The 14357-nt window shown below is 67.3% G+C and carries 8 protein-coding genes; 7 read left to right on the top strand and 1 reads right to left on the bottom strand.

Annotation, left to right across the window (positions count from 1 at the left end; all coding sequences use genetic code 11):
- The first annotated feature begins 79 nt into the window (after positions 1–79).
- Together hrpA and ABRP17_RS03960 are read left to right on the top strand one after the other, a co-directional pair.
- On the top strand, positions 80–4168 hold the full coding sequence (gene hrpA / locus ABRP17_RS03965; RefSeq protein WP_349986431.1) for an ATP-dependent RNA helicase HrpA: 4089 nt from the start codon (positions 80–82) through the stop codon (positions 4166–4168).
- A 502-nt stretch (positions 4169–4670) separates the two neighbouring features.
- Positions 4671–5642 (top strand): serine protease, encoded by a 972-nt coding sequence (locus tag ABRP17_RS03960; protein WP_349986430.1) that lies wholly within the window; start codon positions 4671–4673, stop codon positions 5640–5642.
- Positions 5643–5688: 46 nt separating this feature from the next.
- Here ABRP17_RS03960 and ABRP17_RS03955 read toward each other — a convergent pair whose 3' ends face one another.
- Positions 5689–6201, bottom strand: a complete 513-nt coding sequence (locus tag ABRP17_RS03955) for a hypothetical protein (RefSeq protein ID WP_349986429.1) — start codon at positions 6199–6201, stop codon at positions 5689–5691.
- A gap of 153 nt (positions 6202–6354) precedes the next feature.
- On the opposite strand from ABRP17_RS03955, the gene ABRP17_RS03950 reads away from it, so the two are divergent.
- The 5 genes from ABRP17_RS03950 (at position 6355) to ABRP17_RS03930 (ending at position 14215) form a co-directional block, all read left to right on the top strand.
- Positions 6355–8508 (top strand): bifunctional (p)ppGpp synthetase/guanosine-3',5'-bis(diphosphate) 3'-pyrophosphohydrolase, encoded by a 2154-nt coding sequence (locus tag ABRP17_RS03950; protein WP_349986428.1) that lies wholly within the window; start codon positions 6355–6357, stop codon positions 8506–8508.
- A gap of 30 nt (positions 8509–8538) precedes the next feature.
- Positions 8539–10104: a hypothetical protein gene (locus tag ABRP17_RS03945; protein WP_349986426.1), complete on the top strand. Its 1566-nt coding sequence runs from the start codon at positions 8539–8541 to the stop codon at positions 10102–10104.
- A gap of 149 nt (positions 10105–10253) precedes the next feature.
- A complete protein-coding gene (locus ABRP17_RS03940; protein ID WP_349986424.1) occupies positions 10254–11141 on the top strand; it encodes a glycosyltransferase family 2 protein in 888 nt (295 codons plus the stop codon).
- A gap of 111 nt (positions 11142–11252) precedes the next feature.
- Positions 11253–13682 (top strand): penicillin-binding protein 1B, encoded by a 2430-nt coding sequence (gene mrcB, locus ABRP17_RS03935; protein ID WP_349986422.1) that lies wholly within the window; start codon positions 11253–11255, stop codon positions 13680–13682.
- A gap of 5 nt (positions 13683–13687) precedes the next feature.
- Positions 13688–14215, top strand: a complete 528-nt coding sequence (locus ABRP17_RS03930; protein WP_349986420.1) for a hypothetical protein — start codon at positions 13688–13690, stop codon at positions 14213–14215.
- Positions 14216–14357 lie beyond the last annotated feature (142 nt).

The following is a 14357-nucleotide window of genomic DNA, read 5'->3' as shown; positions in this document are numbered from 1 at the left end:
CTCCTTGTGGGTGAGATGATCTCTACGATAGACCAGAACTAATGACTGGTCGCTTTCAAAAAATCAAACGAATCGATTGATGAAGTCTATTGAAAAAAACCAGGCGTCCAGCCTGCGCGATCAGCGGGCCGCCCTCGACGGCGCCATGACCCGGGACCGCTCGCGATTGCTCGCGCTGTTGTCCCGGTGGCAGGCGAAGCCGGGCGACGCGGGCCTGAAGTCGGCCTTCGAACAGGCGCTGCAGGCCTCGTTGCAGCGCCGGCAGGCGCGTGCCCGGCAGAAACCGGCCATCACTCTGGACCCGCAACTGCCTATCGCGCGTGAAGCCGAGGCGATCACGGCGCTGATCCGCGACCACCAGGTTGTCGTGATCGCCGGTGAGACCGGTTCGGGCAAGACGACCCAGCTGCCCAAGCTGTGCCTGGCCGCGGGCCGCGGAGAGGCCGGCATGATCGGCTGCACCCAGCCGCGGCGGATCGCCGCACGGGCGGTGGCCACCCGCGTCGCCCAGGAGCTGAAGAGCGAGCTGGGCCAGCTGGTCGGCTATCAGGTGCGCTTCAATGACAAGGTCAGCGAAGAGAGCCGGATCAAGTTCATGACCGACGGCATCCTGCTGGCGGAAATCGCCAGTGACCGTTGGTTGTCGCGCTACGACACGATCATCGTGGATGAGGCGCACGAGCGCAGCCTCAACATCGATTTCCTGCTGGGCTATCTGAAGCAGCTGCTGAAGAAGCGTCCGGACCTCAAGCTGATCGTGACCTCGGCCACCATCGATACGGGTCGCTTCGCCGAGCACTTCGACAATGCGCCGGTGATCAGCGTCGAAGGCCGTACCTTCCCCGTGGACGTGCGTTACCGGCCGCTGGAAGGCGAGGGGGAAGCGCAGGGCGAGCGCACGGTCAACGATGCGATCGTCGGTGCCATCGACGAGATCACCCGTCTCGACGCGCGGGGCGATGTGCTGATCTTCCTGCCCGGCGAGCGCGAGATCCGCGATGCCCACCAGTCGCTGGAGCGTCGCAAGTACCGCCAGACCGAGGTGCTGCCGCTGTATGCGCGGCTGTCCAACCAGGACCAGGACCGGGTATTCAATCCGGGTCCGAACCGTCGCATCGTGCTGGCGACCAACGTGGCCGAAACCTCGTTGACCGTGCCACGTATCCGCTACGTCGTGGATCCGGGGTTCGCCCGGGTCAAGCGCTACAGCCCGCGGCAGAAACTTGATCGCCTGCACATCGAACCGATTTCGCAGGCCAGCGCCAACCAGCGTAAGGGGCGCTGCGGGCGCGTGTCCGAGGGCATCTGTTACCGCCTGTATGCCGAGCCTGATTTCCTGGCCCGGCCGGAGTTCACCGATCCGGAAATCCGCCGCTCCAGCCTGTCCGGGGTGATCCTGCGCATGCTGCAGCTGGGCTTGGGTCGCATCGAGGACTTCCCGTTCCTGGAGGCGCCGGACGAACGCGCCGTGGCCGATGGGTGGCAGCAGCTTGCCGAGCTCGGCGCGGTCGATACCGAGCGGCGCCTGACGGCAGTGGGACGGCAGATGGCGCGGTTGCCGGTGGACGTCAAGCTGGCCCGCATGCTGGTCGCAGCGCAGGCGGCCGGTTGCCTGAAGCCGATGCTGGTGATCGCATCCTTCCTCGGGATCCAGGATCCGCGGGAGCGTCCGCCCGAGGCGCGCGGTGCGGCCGATACGGCGCATGCGCAGTTTGCCGATGGACGCTCTGAGTTCGTGGGTGTCCTGCGATTGTGGGATGCCTACCGGCAAGCCCACGAAGACATGACGCAGTCCAAGCTGCGCGACTGGTGTGGGCGCAACTTCCTCGGCTTCCTGCGCATGCGCGAGTGGCGGGAGCTGCATCGACAGCTGCGCCTGCTGTGCGAAGAGCTGGGGTGGGCGGAGGAAGGCAACGAGGCCTCGATGGCGCCGTTGCTGGCCGGCAGCAAGGCGCCCCCTGCGAGCACCGACGACGCCACGGCGATCAAGGCGACGCGCGGCCAGTTGCATCGCGCCGCGCGGCTGGCACGCGAGGGCAAGCCTGCCGAGCAGGCACCTGCGCCGGTGGCGGCAAGTGCCCGCAAAGACGAGGCGCCAGAGGGCGGCGGCTTCAGCGAGCGTGCACGTGCCGCTGCCTACCAGACCCTGCATCGCGCGCTGATCGCCGGCCTGCCGACGCAGATCGGCCACCGCACGGAGAAAGGCGACTTCCAGGCCCCACGACAGCGGCGCTTCCAGCCGTTCCCGGGGTCCACGCTGGCCAAGCGGCCGCCGCCGTGGCTGCTCGCCGCCACCTTGCTGGACACCCAGAAAATATGGGGCCTGACCAACGCGTCGATCGAGCCGGACTGGGTGATCGCCGAGCTGCCCCATCTTCTGCTGCGTCGACACTTCGATCCGCATTGGTCGCGCGCGCAGGGTCAGGTGCTGGCGTCGGAGCAGATCAGCCTGTTCGGGTTGGTGCTGGCCCCGAAGAAGCCGGTGCATTACGGGCGCATCGAGCCGTCCGAAGCGCACGACATCTTTGTCCGTCAGGCCTTGGTGACCGGCGAAATCAACACCCGCGCCAGCGTCATCGCCGACAACCAGAAAGTGCTGGAGCAGGCGCGCGAAGAGGAGGCCAAGCTGCGGCGTGCCGGGATCGTCGCCGACGAAGGCTGGCAGGCGCGCTGGTACCTGGATCGCATTCCGTCGGAAATACATTCCGCTGCGGGGCTGGATGCATGGTGGAAGAGTCTGTCGCCTGCGCAGCGCCATGGCGTGAGCTGGTCACTGATCGACCTGCTGCCGGGCGAGGGCAGCGAGGAGGACCGGTTCCCGAAGTACTTGTCGCTGGGCGATGCACGGCTGCCGCTGCATTACCGGTTCGAGCCGGGAGCGGACGACGATGGCGTGACGCTGGACGTACCGTTGCACCTGCTCAATGCGTTGGACCCGGTGCAACTGGGCTGGCTGGCGCCCGGTTTCGTGGCCGACAAGGCCACCGGGTTGATCCGCAGCCTGCCCAAGGCGATGCGGCGCAATTACGTGCCCGCACCTGATTTCGCACGTGCGTTCGCCGAAGCATTCCCGCAGCCCAGCGCCGATGACATCCGCGGTGAGTTGGCGCGCTTCCTGTCGCGTGCAACCGGTGCGTCCGTGGCGCTCGTCGATTTCGACCTCGACGCAGTGGACACGCACCTGCACATGAACCTGCGGCTGCGCGACGAGCAAGGCAAGGTGTTGGCCACCTCGCGCGATCTGGATGGTCTGCGCGCCCGCTTTGGGGACAAGGCCGGGCAGGCGTTCGCGGCGCGTGCCGGCCGTGACATGGCGGAGGAGGGGCTGCGCGAGTTCCCCGCCACGCCCATTCCCCTGCAGGTTCCCGGCGAGGCGGGCGTGCCGGCTTACCCTGCGCTGGTGGACGAAGGGGACAGCGCCGCGCTGCGCATCTTCGCCGACCGGCAGCAGGCAGCTGACGCGCATCCGAAGGGCGTGCGCCGCCTGCTGGAGATCGCCTTGGGCGAAAAAACCAAGCAGGCCCGCAAGCAGCTTCCCGTCTCCCCCAAGACCGGCCTGCTGTATGCCGCCATCGAATCACAGGAGCGGCTGCGGGGTGACATTGTCGATGCAGCGATGAACGCGGTGCTGGCCGACGGCCTGGCCGACATCCGCGATCCCCAGGCGTTCGCGCAGCGACGGGATAGTGCCATCAAGACGCTGTTCGGCGAAGCGATGGAGCGCCTGAAGCTGGCGGAATCCATCCTTGGACTGGTGGCGGAACTGAAGCCGGCGCTGGAAGCACCGTTGATGGGGTGGGCGCGCGGCAACCTCGATGACATGGAGCGCCAGCTCGCAGGGCTGGTGCATGCCGGCTTCCTGCGTGAAACGCCGGCCGACGCGCTCGCGCAGTATCCGCGCTACCTGAAGGCGATGCTGCTGCGCACCGAGCGGGCCAAGCGTGATCCACCGCGCGACCAGGCCCGCATGCTGGAGCTGCATCCGTTCCTGGAGGCCCTGGAGCAGGGGCGCGGAAAGCGGCTGCAGGACCGCCCGCAGTGGCAGGCACTGCGTTGGGACATCGAAGAACTGCGCGTTTCCCTGTTCGCCCAGGAGCTGATCGGGCGCGGCGGTATTTCGGCGAAGAAGGTGGCGCAGCGGGCGGCCGAACTGCAGAAGCTGGGCTGAGACCCTTTGTGGCAGCGGGGGCGAGGGGGCGGCACGACATGACCGGTGGTCGGGCAGCCTCGGCGTTTACACCGCGCTGTCGCATCCGGAAATCTTTGAATTCGTCAGCCGCTTCATCGGAACTGCGCCAAGGCCGCGCGTCGAACCAGGGCGGGTCGGTGGACCCGCCCTCGGCGGTCGGGATCGCGTTCGGCGTGGTTGCGGTCGTGCGCAGGCAGACCGAAGCAGTGGTACACAGCGAAGAAGGCGGCACGGACGTCCCAGCCGTGAGCAGGCGGGAAGGCACAGCAGGTCACGCGTCCAAGCCTGTCATGACGGAGTGGGGACAGCTTTCTGGCGATAAGCGCACGCGAATGGCGCACCTCACTGATGATCAGACCCTATCCTGATTCGCAGTTCGATTGGTTCTGCCTAGGGCGTCTACTGGTGCGTGTCTTACAGGCGAGTCAGAGAAAGATGCTTGCCAAGTCGGAGCTGTTCCGACGGACATCAAGGTCTCTAGATGATCAAGCAGAACCGTATCTTCATGGCGCCCAGTTCCAGGCAGGGCGTGGGTGGGAACCTGATCGCTTGTGCCGTTATCTTGGGTGTACTGGCGCTTGGCCCGCTACAGGCCTATGCCGCTGCTCCGGCCAGCAGCACGGCCTCGCCGCAGCAGCAACGGGTCAAGCCCCTCATCATCGGAGGGTCCGAGGTTCCGCAAGGCCGTTATCCCTATGTGGTCGAGCTGGCGTCACAGCTACGGGGCAGCACTGCCGCACTGATCCACGACTGCGGTGCCAGCCTGATATCGCCGTCGGTGGTGCTCACTGCGGCGCACTGCGTGGAAGACATGGTGGGAAAGGAGGGTAAGGAGTCGGCTGACCCGCTGAGGCTGGTGTTCAACCGCGCCGACCAGCGACAACGGCAGCTGGGTGAGGAGCGGCGTCCCCGGTATGACTCCAGCAATGGCGAGTATCAGATCATTCTGCACCCGCGCTACCGCGAGGGTGGAACCTTGGCCTTCGATGTGGCGGTAATCCTGCTGGACAAGCCGGTGACCAGCGTGCAACCGCTGATGCTGCCGTCGCCCGGCTCGGATGTGCTTGAACGGCCGGGGAGCCTGCTGACGGTTGCGGGTTGGGGCAACACGTTCTCGGACGCTGGCGCCAGTGCTCCCTCGGTGTTGCAGTCGGTACGGGTGCCGGTTGCAGCGTCATGGGAATGCAGTTTCGCCTATCCGATGAGTAATCCCGATCCTGAGTTCCGCTTTCTGCCAGGCTCGATGATGTGTGCTGGCGTGCGTGGTCTCGATTCCTGCCAAGGCGACTCCGGCGGACCGTTGTTCACCGAGATCCCGGGAACCTCCATGGCCGTACAGGTGGGCGTGGTGAGCTGGGGCGAGGGCTGTGGAAAAGCCGGAAAGCCGGGTGTCTATGCGAAATTGTCGGCACCGGAGATCTACGAGTTCGTCTCGCAGTACAGCGGCCAGTAACACCGTGCGCAACAGGCTGCCGACCGTATCGGCAGCCTGGCCGCGGTTACTTGACCCGCTTCACCTTGGCGCGGGTGTTGACGCCCGGGATCTGCAGGAACCAAGCGCCGCTCACGGACGGGGCGATGGACACCTCAGCATCCTGGCGACGCACACCGGCCAGCGTGGCGCCGTCGGTCTGCTCCCAGCTCTGGCCGTTGGCGAGCACGTAGACGCGCCCTTGGGCGAATCCGCGGAACTCGCCCGGCAGCACGCTGACGATCGGCTCGCGGCTGCCAAAGTCGAAGAAGCCGCGGTTCTTCTCCACGACCTCCTTGCGGCCCTCTTCGCGCGCCACTTCCACCGCCGCTGCGGACGCGGCTTCGACCTTGCCCTGCAGCCAGCGGTTGAGCGCGCCCAGTTCATCGCGGCTCAATTTGTCCAGGCCGGCCGCCTTGAACTCGGTGGCGCTCATCTGGTTCTGCAGGTCGCCTTCAACCACGCGTTGCGCCAGCGCGGTGGACGATACGGCCAGCAGGGCGAGCGTGCAGACGAGCAGGTGGGGGGATGGCAAGGACATGCGGCTTCTCCGTTGGATGGCTGGATTGTAGGGCAGGCGGTCATCCAGATGCGGCATCAGCAGATGCGGCACCGTTACGTACGGGGTCATTGTCCCTGAACGGGTGCGGCGCTAGTGTAGGTCGTACTTGTCTCAATCGTGATCGTCATCGTAGTGAACCGTGCTTCCGTACCCGGGCTGGATGCCTTGTTGAACCGCCCTTCCGCCGCCGTGGTCCCCGCGCCCCTGCGCGAGGCCTTGTTGGCGCAATCGAGCACGACGGACGCACACGGTGAGGGTGCGGCCAGCTGGTCCTTGCTGGGCGACACCTTCGACGCGCTGGCCCTGCTTTCGGCAGATGAGAGCGCGCTGGTGGCTGCACTGCTGTTCGATCTGCCGGGCCTGCGGGCGGGCATCGCGGCGCTGCCGTTGTCCCACCCCGCGGCCGTGCACGGTCTGCTCGATGGCCTCGATGCGGCCGATCAGGTATGGGCGCTGCACGCAGGTCGCGAGGCCGGGCGCAACAGCGAAGGCCTGCGTCGCCTGCTGCTGGCGATCATCCAGGACCTGCGCGTGGTGCCGGTGCTGCTGGCCCGCCAGTTGGCGCGCATGCGCGCCGCCGACAAGCTGGATGAAGAACAGCGCCGCGCGCTGGCCCAGCTGACGCGGGACATCCATGCGCCGCTGGCCAACCGCCTGGGTATCTGGCAGTTGAAGTGGGAGCTCGAGGATCTGGCGTTCCGCTACCTGGAGCCGGACACCTATCGCCGTATCGCGCGCGAAGTCGATGAAACACGCATCGCACGCGAGCGTTACGTCGACAACGTCAAGAAGCTGCTGCAGCGCGATCTTGCGGCCAATGGCATCAAGGCCGAGGTCAGCGGCCGACCCAAGCACATCTACAGCATCTGGCGGAAAATGCAGAAGAAACGGCTGTCCTTCGATCAGCTGTATGACATCCGCGCGGTGCGGGTGATGGTCGAGGACGTGGGCGCCTGCTACGCCGCGTTGGGCGTGGTACACGCGCTGTGGGCGCCGGTGCCGAGCGAGTTCGACGACTACATCGCGCGGCCCAAGGCCAACGATTACCGGTCGTTGCATACGGCCGTGGTTGGACCGGAAGGACGCACCATCGAGGTGCAGATCCGTACCCACGACATGCATGCGCAGGCCGAGCTGGGCGTCGCCGCGCACTGGAAATACAAGGAAGGCGGCAAGGGCGCGGAGAAAGCATTCGACCGCAAAATCACCTGGATGCGGCAGTTGCTGGAGCAGGCCCAGGACGCACCGGGCGGCGAGCTGGCGGGCGCGTTGGACGCCGAACTCACCGAGGACCGGGTGTATGCGCTGAGCCCCAAGGGTGAAGTCATGGACCTGCCGCAGGGCGCCACACCACTGGACTTCGCCTACCACGTGCACACGATGGTCGGGCACCGCTGCCGCGGCGCCAAGGTCAACGGGCGCATCGTGCCGTTGACCTACCGTCTGCGCAGCGGCGACCGGGTCGAGATACTGACGGCGAAAGAGGCCGATCCGCGCCGTGACTGGCTGTTGCCGGCCAATGGCTACCTGGCCAGCAACCGCTCGCGCGAGAAGGTGCGCAACTGGTTCCACAAGCTCGATCGCGCGCGCAACGTGCAGGCGGGGCGCGACTTGCTCGAGCGCGAGCTGAAGCGGTTGGGCCTGGGTCAGGCCGATCTGTCCAGCGTGCTGAAAAAATTCCATGCCGACAGCAATGATGACCTGTACATCCAGGTGGCATTGGGCGACACCGGTCCCAACCAGGTCAGCCGCGCCCTGCTGGAAGCCGAGCGGGCCGCCAACCAACCGCCTGCCCCGCCGGCGCTGCCCCGCCCGACGGCGCGACGCGAAGGCCTGGGAAAGAGCAACTTCACCGTGCAAGGGGTCGGCAACCTGCTGGTGCAGTTGGCCCGCTGCTGCCAGCCGGTGGCAGGCGAGCCGATCGTCGGTTACCTGACCCGCAGCCGCGGTGTCACCGTGCACCGTGCCGACTGCGCTGCCTTGGCACGTCTGTCGGCTGCCAGCCCGCAACGCATCCTGCCGGTGGAGTGGGGGCGTGCAGGCAGCGGTTATGAGGTCGACGTGGTGGTCGATGCGGTGGACCGGCGTTGGCTGTTGAAGGACATCACCAACCTGATCGCGCAGGAAGAGGCCTATGTGCTGGATATCCACAGTGACAACGTCCGCGACAGTGGACGTGCGCACCTGCGGCTACGCCTGAAGGTCACTGACTTCGACCAGCTGTCGGCGCTGCTCGGCAAGATGGATGCCTTGCCGGGTGTCATGCATGCGCGGCGGCTGGGATGAGTTTCACGCTGCACCGGCTACGCTTGGCGCATGCACCGACCTCATCGCTCCGACAATCCGCATGCCCATGAGGCACTGGCGCGCGTGCGCCGTGAGGGGCGGTGGTGGTGGTTGCAGGCACGCCACACGCGTCGCATCTGGCGCTGGGCGGTGCTGGGAGCCGTGGTGCTGTTCGTGCTGCTGGCGGTGTTCCGCCGCCCGCTGGCGGACTGGTTCTGGGCCGAGCCACGCATCGAACAACTGATAGAACAGGGCGACCACGCCCTCGCGGCCGGCCGTCTGAGCGCGTCGGACGGGAGTGGCGCGCGTGAGTACTACCAGGCGGCGCTGGCGCTGGACGGCGATCGCGGTGCCGCCCGCGCCGGGCTGGCGCGTACCGGTGATGCGGCCTTGCAGGCCGCACGCAGCGCACTGCAGCGCAATGCGCTGGACACGGCGGCGGAGGCGCTGCAGTTGGCACGCCAGCTGCAGGTGCCGCAGGCACGCAGCGATGCCATCGCCTTGCAGCTGCGTGAGCGGCGGGCGGCAGGGGCCGGGCTGGACGCACTGCTGCAGCAGGCGCGCACTGCGTTGGCGGCACACCGACTCGATGGGGATGCCGATAGTGCGTTGCCGATCGTCCAGCAGGTGCTTGAGCTGCGCCCTCAGGAACTGGCAGCGCTGGAACTGCGCGAGGATGCACTGAGCGACCTGCTGCTGCAGGCCAGGCAGGCAAGTGGGGAGGGCGAGGTGGTGCAGGCCGCCGATCTGGTGCGGCGTGCCCGCGGGTATGACCCTGGGCATGCTGATCTGCCTGCCAGCCAGGAGGCGCTGTCCCGCGCGCTGGAAACGCGCGTGCGGGCGACCGCCACGGCGCTGCGCCGGGGCCGCCTGGATGCGGCGGTAACGCAGTTCGCGCCGGCACTGCAGGCAGCGGCAGACGACGCGCTGGTCGCCGCCATGCGGGAGCGGCTGGTTGCCGAGCTGTTGCAGGACAGCCGCGCGCGCGCTGCAGATTATGACTTCACCACCGCCCTGCAGCGGATCGACCAGGCAGCCGTGCTCCAGGGCTCTCCCCGCGAGCTGGCATCCGTCCGGCAGGACCTCGAACGCGCCCGCGCGGCTCGCCATGCCATGCCGCAGGCAAGCGGGGCCGGTACCGTGGCAGGAAAACGCAGATTGGACCGCCTGCTGTCCCAGGTGGCCGAGGCAGAATCCGAGGGACGTCTGATCTCTCCGCCGGGCGCCAGTGCCTACGACGCACTGCGTGAGGCGCAGGCCCTCGCACCGGGTGATCGCCGCGTGGCCGCGGCCGCAGCACGCCTGCTGCCTGCCGGGCGTCAGTGCTTCGAGCAGGCGCTGATGCAGAACCGGGTGGAGGCCGCAGGGGCGTGCCTGCAGGCATGGCAGGCGTTGGCCCCCGGGGGTGCCGGCATTGCCACGGCCAGGAACCGACTCGCCCAGCGCTGGCTCGCGGTTGGCAGCGAGCGCTTGGGGCGGGGCGACCTTGCCTTCGCCGAACATGCCGCCGTCCAGGCACGGCAGCTGCAGCCCTCACTGTCGGAGCTGACGGCCTTCGAGGCACGGGTGCAGCAGGCCGGCGGCCTGCAACCGTGAACCCGCGTGCTGTCGATGCACGGCCGGGTCGGCTATAGTCCTGCCGCTGCATACCCCGGCCACGGCTTCTCATGTCTACTGCGGTTTCCCCTGCCTGCGTTGCGCGCTCCGTTCCATCGGATACCGGCGCGTCGTTCGATGCCCGGAGCGTGTGCGCAGCCATCGTCACCTACGGCCCGGACCCCGCGTTGCTGCATCGCGTCGTGGACAGCGTGCAGACGCAGGTCGGCCACGTGGTGGTGTTCGACAACGGCAGCCGCAGTGTCGATGTGGCGCAGCTGCTGGACGGACGCGCGGACGTCAGTGTGGTCGCTTCGCCGGTGAACGTCGGCCTTGGCGCGGCGCTTAATCGCGCCTGCGAAAAAGCCGCGGCGTTGGGATTCGCGCATGTGCTGCTGATGGATCAGGACAGTGTGCTGGCCGAAGGCATGGTGCAGACGCTGGGCACGGCGCTGCTGGCGCTGCAGCAGACCGAAGCCGTGGCAGCGGTGGGCCCGCAGTTCCGTGATTCCCGCAGCGGGACCCTGGCCCCCTTCGTGCGCTTCGGATTCCCGCTGAACACCAAGCTGCGTGGTGCGCCCGGTGAGCGGGTGTCGTGCGATTTCCTGATCACCTCGGGCTCGCTGGTGCCGGTCGCGGCGCTGCAGCAGATCGGGGCGATGGACGAAGGCCTGTTCATCGACAACATCGACATGGACTGGTGCTTCCGCGCGAAGCGTTCCGGCTACGCGCTCTACGGTATCTGCGACGCCCAGATGGTGCACAGCATCGGCGAAGAGCTGCGCCCATCGCGGGTGAAGCAGGACGGCGTCATCGTGCACAAGCCGTTCCGGCTGTACTTCATCAACCGCAACCGCGTGCTGCTGTACCGCAGGGCGTACACACCGGGGGTGTGGATCGCACAGGACCTGCCGCGGTTGCTGCTGAAGCTGGTCGGCAATGCGCTGTTCCTGCCGCAACGGTGGCAGCGCTGCAGGTTCATGTACAAGGGCCTGCGAGACGGCCTGTTCGGGCGCACGGGTGGGCTTCCTCCCTGAGCCGGGCGGCGACGCTGTCAGCTTGAACTGAAGCCAACGGGGTAAAGCGGGACAAGCGGCGTTCGCGGGGGCTGGGGTAGACTCGGCGCATTCAAATATCGCGCCCTGCCTGTGCCCCGACGCTACGATTCCGACGACATCGACGATCTCGACGACGACAACGAGACCGGACCTTCGCCCTGGCGCCGCCGCGTGATCACGTGGGCCATGGCCGCCGTGGCCCTCGGCCTTGGCTTCCTGATCCCGTACACGGTTTACCTGAATCACCAGGTCACCCAACGCTTTGGCGAGCTGCGCTGGCAGATCCCCACGCGCGTCTATGCCCGGCCGCTGGTGTTGCTGCCGGGGAAGGCGATGGACGCGGCGACACTGAAGACGGAGCTGGCCGCCTCGGCGTACCGTGACGATGGCAACGGCAAAGCGCCTGCGACCTACACCGTGCAGGGCACGCGCTTCACCATCTCCAGCCGCGGCTACAACGATGTGGACGGTCGTGTTGCCCCACGGCGGGTCGAGCTGAGTCTGTCCGGCGGTACGATCACCTCGCTCCGCGATCCTGACAGCCGCAAGGCGCTCAAGGCGGCCCGGCTGGACCCCGCTCGGATTGCCACGCTGTATGGCCAGAAGCAGGAGGAGCGTCGCCTGATCCGCATGGAAGAGGCGCCCGACCTGCTGGTCACCGGCCTGCAGGCGGTGGAAGACAAAGACTTCAACCGGCATCACGGCATTGATCTGTCCGGCATCGCGCGCGCCGTCTGGGTAACCGTGCGGTCGGGCGGACAGAGTCGGCAGGGTGCGTCGACGTTGACCCAACAGCTGGCGCGCAGTGGCCTGCTGGGTATCGGCAAAGAGCAGACCATCACCCGCAAGTTCAACGAGGTACTGTTCGCGCTGATCATGGAAGCGCGCTACGACAAGCGCACGATCTTCGAGGCGTACCTCAACCAGGTCTATCTCGGCCAGCGTGGCAGCCAGGCGATCCATGGCATGTCGTCGGGTGCGGAGTTCTGGTTCGGGCGCGATCTGTCCTCGCTGGAAAGCGAGCACATCGCGCTGCTGATCGGCCTGGTCAAAGGACCGTCTTTCTACGACCCGCGGCGTAACCCGGAACGCGCCCTCGACCGGCGCAACTTCGTTCTCGGCAAGCTGCACGAGGCCACGCTGATCGACGACGCCGAGTACCAGCGCGCCGTCAAGGCGCCGCTCGGCGTGCCGGAAAACCCCGGCCTGGTGGCCGCGAACCGTTTCCCGGCCTACGTCGATCTGGTGCGCCGCCAGCTGGGGCATGACTACCCCGAGTCGGTACTGCAGGGCGCCGGCATGAGCGTGATGAGCGGCATGGCACCGTCCGCGCAGGCGTACGCCGAAGGGGCTGTGACCCGCACCGTCAAGTCGCTGGAAAACAAGCGTCGGCCGGAAATCCAGGCGGGGCTGGTGCTGACCGATGTGCACAACGGCGACGTGCTGGCGGTGGTCGGCGGCCGCGACGTGGCCGCCCCCGGTTTCAACCGCGCCATCGAAGCGCAGCGACCGGTGGGCTCCCTGCTGAAGCCGTTCGTGTACCTGCTGGCATTGGCGCAGCCGGATCGGTACTCGCTGGCCAGTTGGGTGGATGACTCCCCGGTTACCGTGAACCTTGGCCGCAACCGCAACTGGTCGCCCGGCAACGCCGACAACCGCAGCCATGGCACGGTGCGGCTGATCGATGCGCTGGCGCATTCCTACAACCAGGCGACGGTGCGCGTGGGCATGCAGGTGGGGCCTGAGCGCGTCACCCAGTTGATCCATGTGCTGGCCGGCATCAAGGCCGACTCCAATCCATCGGTGATCCTGGGTTCCACTGACCAGAGCCCGTACGCGATGGCGCAGCTGTACCAGTTCCTGGCCTCTGGCGGCGAGATCCAACCGCTGCACGCGGTGCGTGGTGTGCTGGATCCGCAGGGCAAGCTGCTCAAGCGTTACGACAAGACCCCGGCACCGGCACAGGAGGGTGACTCGATCGCCGCCAACCTGATCAGCATCGGCCTGCAGCAGGTGGTATCCAGCGGCACCGCACAGCGCTTGAATGCCGATGGCCTGGGCCGTCTGCAGGCGGCGGGCAAGACCGGCACGTCCAATGACGGTCGCGACAGCTGGTATGCCGGCTACACCGGTGACCACTTGGCGGTGGTGTGGATGGGCAACGACCAGAACGAGCAGACCGGCCTGTTTGGCGCGACCGGTGCGATGCGGGTCTGGTCGGGCATCTTCTCGCGCCTGCCGACGGCGCCGCTGAAGGTCAGTGGCAAGGGCGTGGACTGGCAGTACGTTGATGCCACCGGCAGCAGCGCCACCGATGAAACCTGCCCGGGTGCGCGACGCTTCCCGTTCGTGGTGGGCTATGCACCGGCCTATGCGCCGTGCACGCCACCGGCGGCGTTGCCGGAAGAAGGCGGCGGGGGCGAGGGCGGTGGCTGGCGCAGCTGGTTCGGTCTGGATCCCAAGCCGGAGGCGACTCCGCAACCTGCCGCGCAGCCGGCTCCTACGACGTCTCCGAGGTAACTGTCATGACCTTCCGTACCCTGCGTGTTTCCCTGCTCTGCGCAGCGCTGTGCGCATCGCTGGCCGCCTGCGTGACCGCGCCGCCGCCGGTTGTTGCGCCCGTGGACACCACGACCCCTGCACAGCGTATGGCCGCCGTGGAAAAGGTCGCCGGTCACGACGACAAGGAACTGTCCGTACAACCGCTGCGCGATCCGCAGGTGGACGACCTGCGCCAGAGCGCCCAGGCCGCGCGTCAGGCGAACGACCTGGCAGGGGCGGCTGGCCACCTGGACCAGGCGCTGACATTGGTGGCGGAAGATCCGGCGGTGCTGCAGGAGCGTGCCGAAGTCGCGTTGCTGCAGGGCCAATGGGCACCGGCCGAGCAGTTCGCACAGCAGGCCATACAGCTGGGATCGAAGACCGGACCGCTGTGTCGCCGCCACTGGGCGACCATTGAACAAGCGCGGCTGGCGCGCGGTGAGAGCGAAAACGCGGTATCGGCGCATGCGCAGATCGAGCGCTGCACCGTGCCGGGCATCATGCGCTACTGAGGTTGGCGAACGGGTTGAACCCCCTCGCGGGTGGCTCTCAGGCTTGAGCTGAGCTTGGTCCGGGCGGTGGGGCTGGTCGGGGGACGGCAAGGGCCGCATCCATGCGGGCCTCGTTTCGCGCCATCCATGGCGGGGTCCACGT

This window comes from Stenotrophomonas sp. WHRI 8082, assembly GCF_040223995.2.
GTDB lineage: Bacteria > Pseudomonadota > Gammaproteobacteria > Xanthomonadales > Xanthomonadaceae > Stenotrophomonas.
Note: the sequence above shows the minus strand (reverse complement) of the source record. Positions and strands in the feature narration are given on the sequence as shown.

What these genes read in the sequence shown, in the direction of transcription:
- ABRP17_RS03955 (WP_349986429.1), bottom strand. Translation starts at nt 6,201, where the DNA reads ATGTCCTTGCCATCCCCCCACCTGCTCGTCTGCACGCTCGCCCTGCTG.
- hrpA (WP_349986431.1), top strand. Translation starts at nt 80, where the DNA reads ATGAAGTCTATTGAAAAAAACCAGGCGTCCAGCCTGCGCGATCAGCGG.
- ABRP17_RS03960 (WP_349986430.1), top strand. Translation starts at nt 4,671, where the DNA reads ATGATCAAGCAGAACCGTATCTTCATGGCGCCCAGTTCCAGGCAGGGC.
- ABRP17_RS03930 (WP_349986420.1), top strand. Translation starts at nt 13,688, where the DNA reads ATGACCTTCCGTACCCTGCGTGTTTCCCTGCTCTGCGCAGCGCTGTGC.
- ABRP17_RS03945 (WP_349986426.1), top strand. Translation starts at nt 8,539, where the DNA reads ATGCACCGACCTCATCGCTCCGACAATCCGCATGCCCATGAGGCACTG.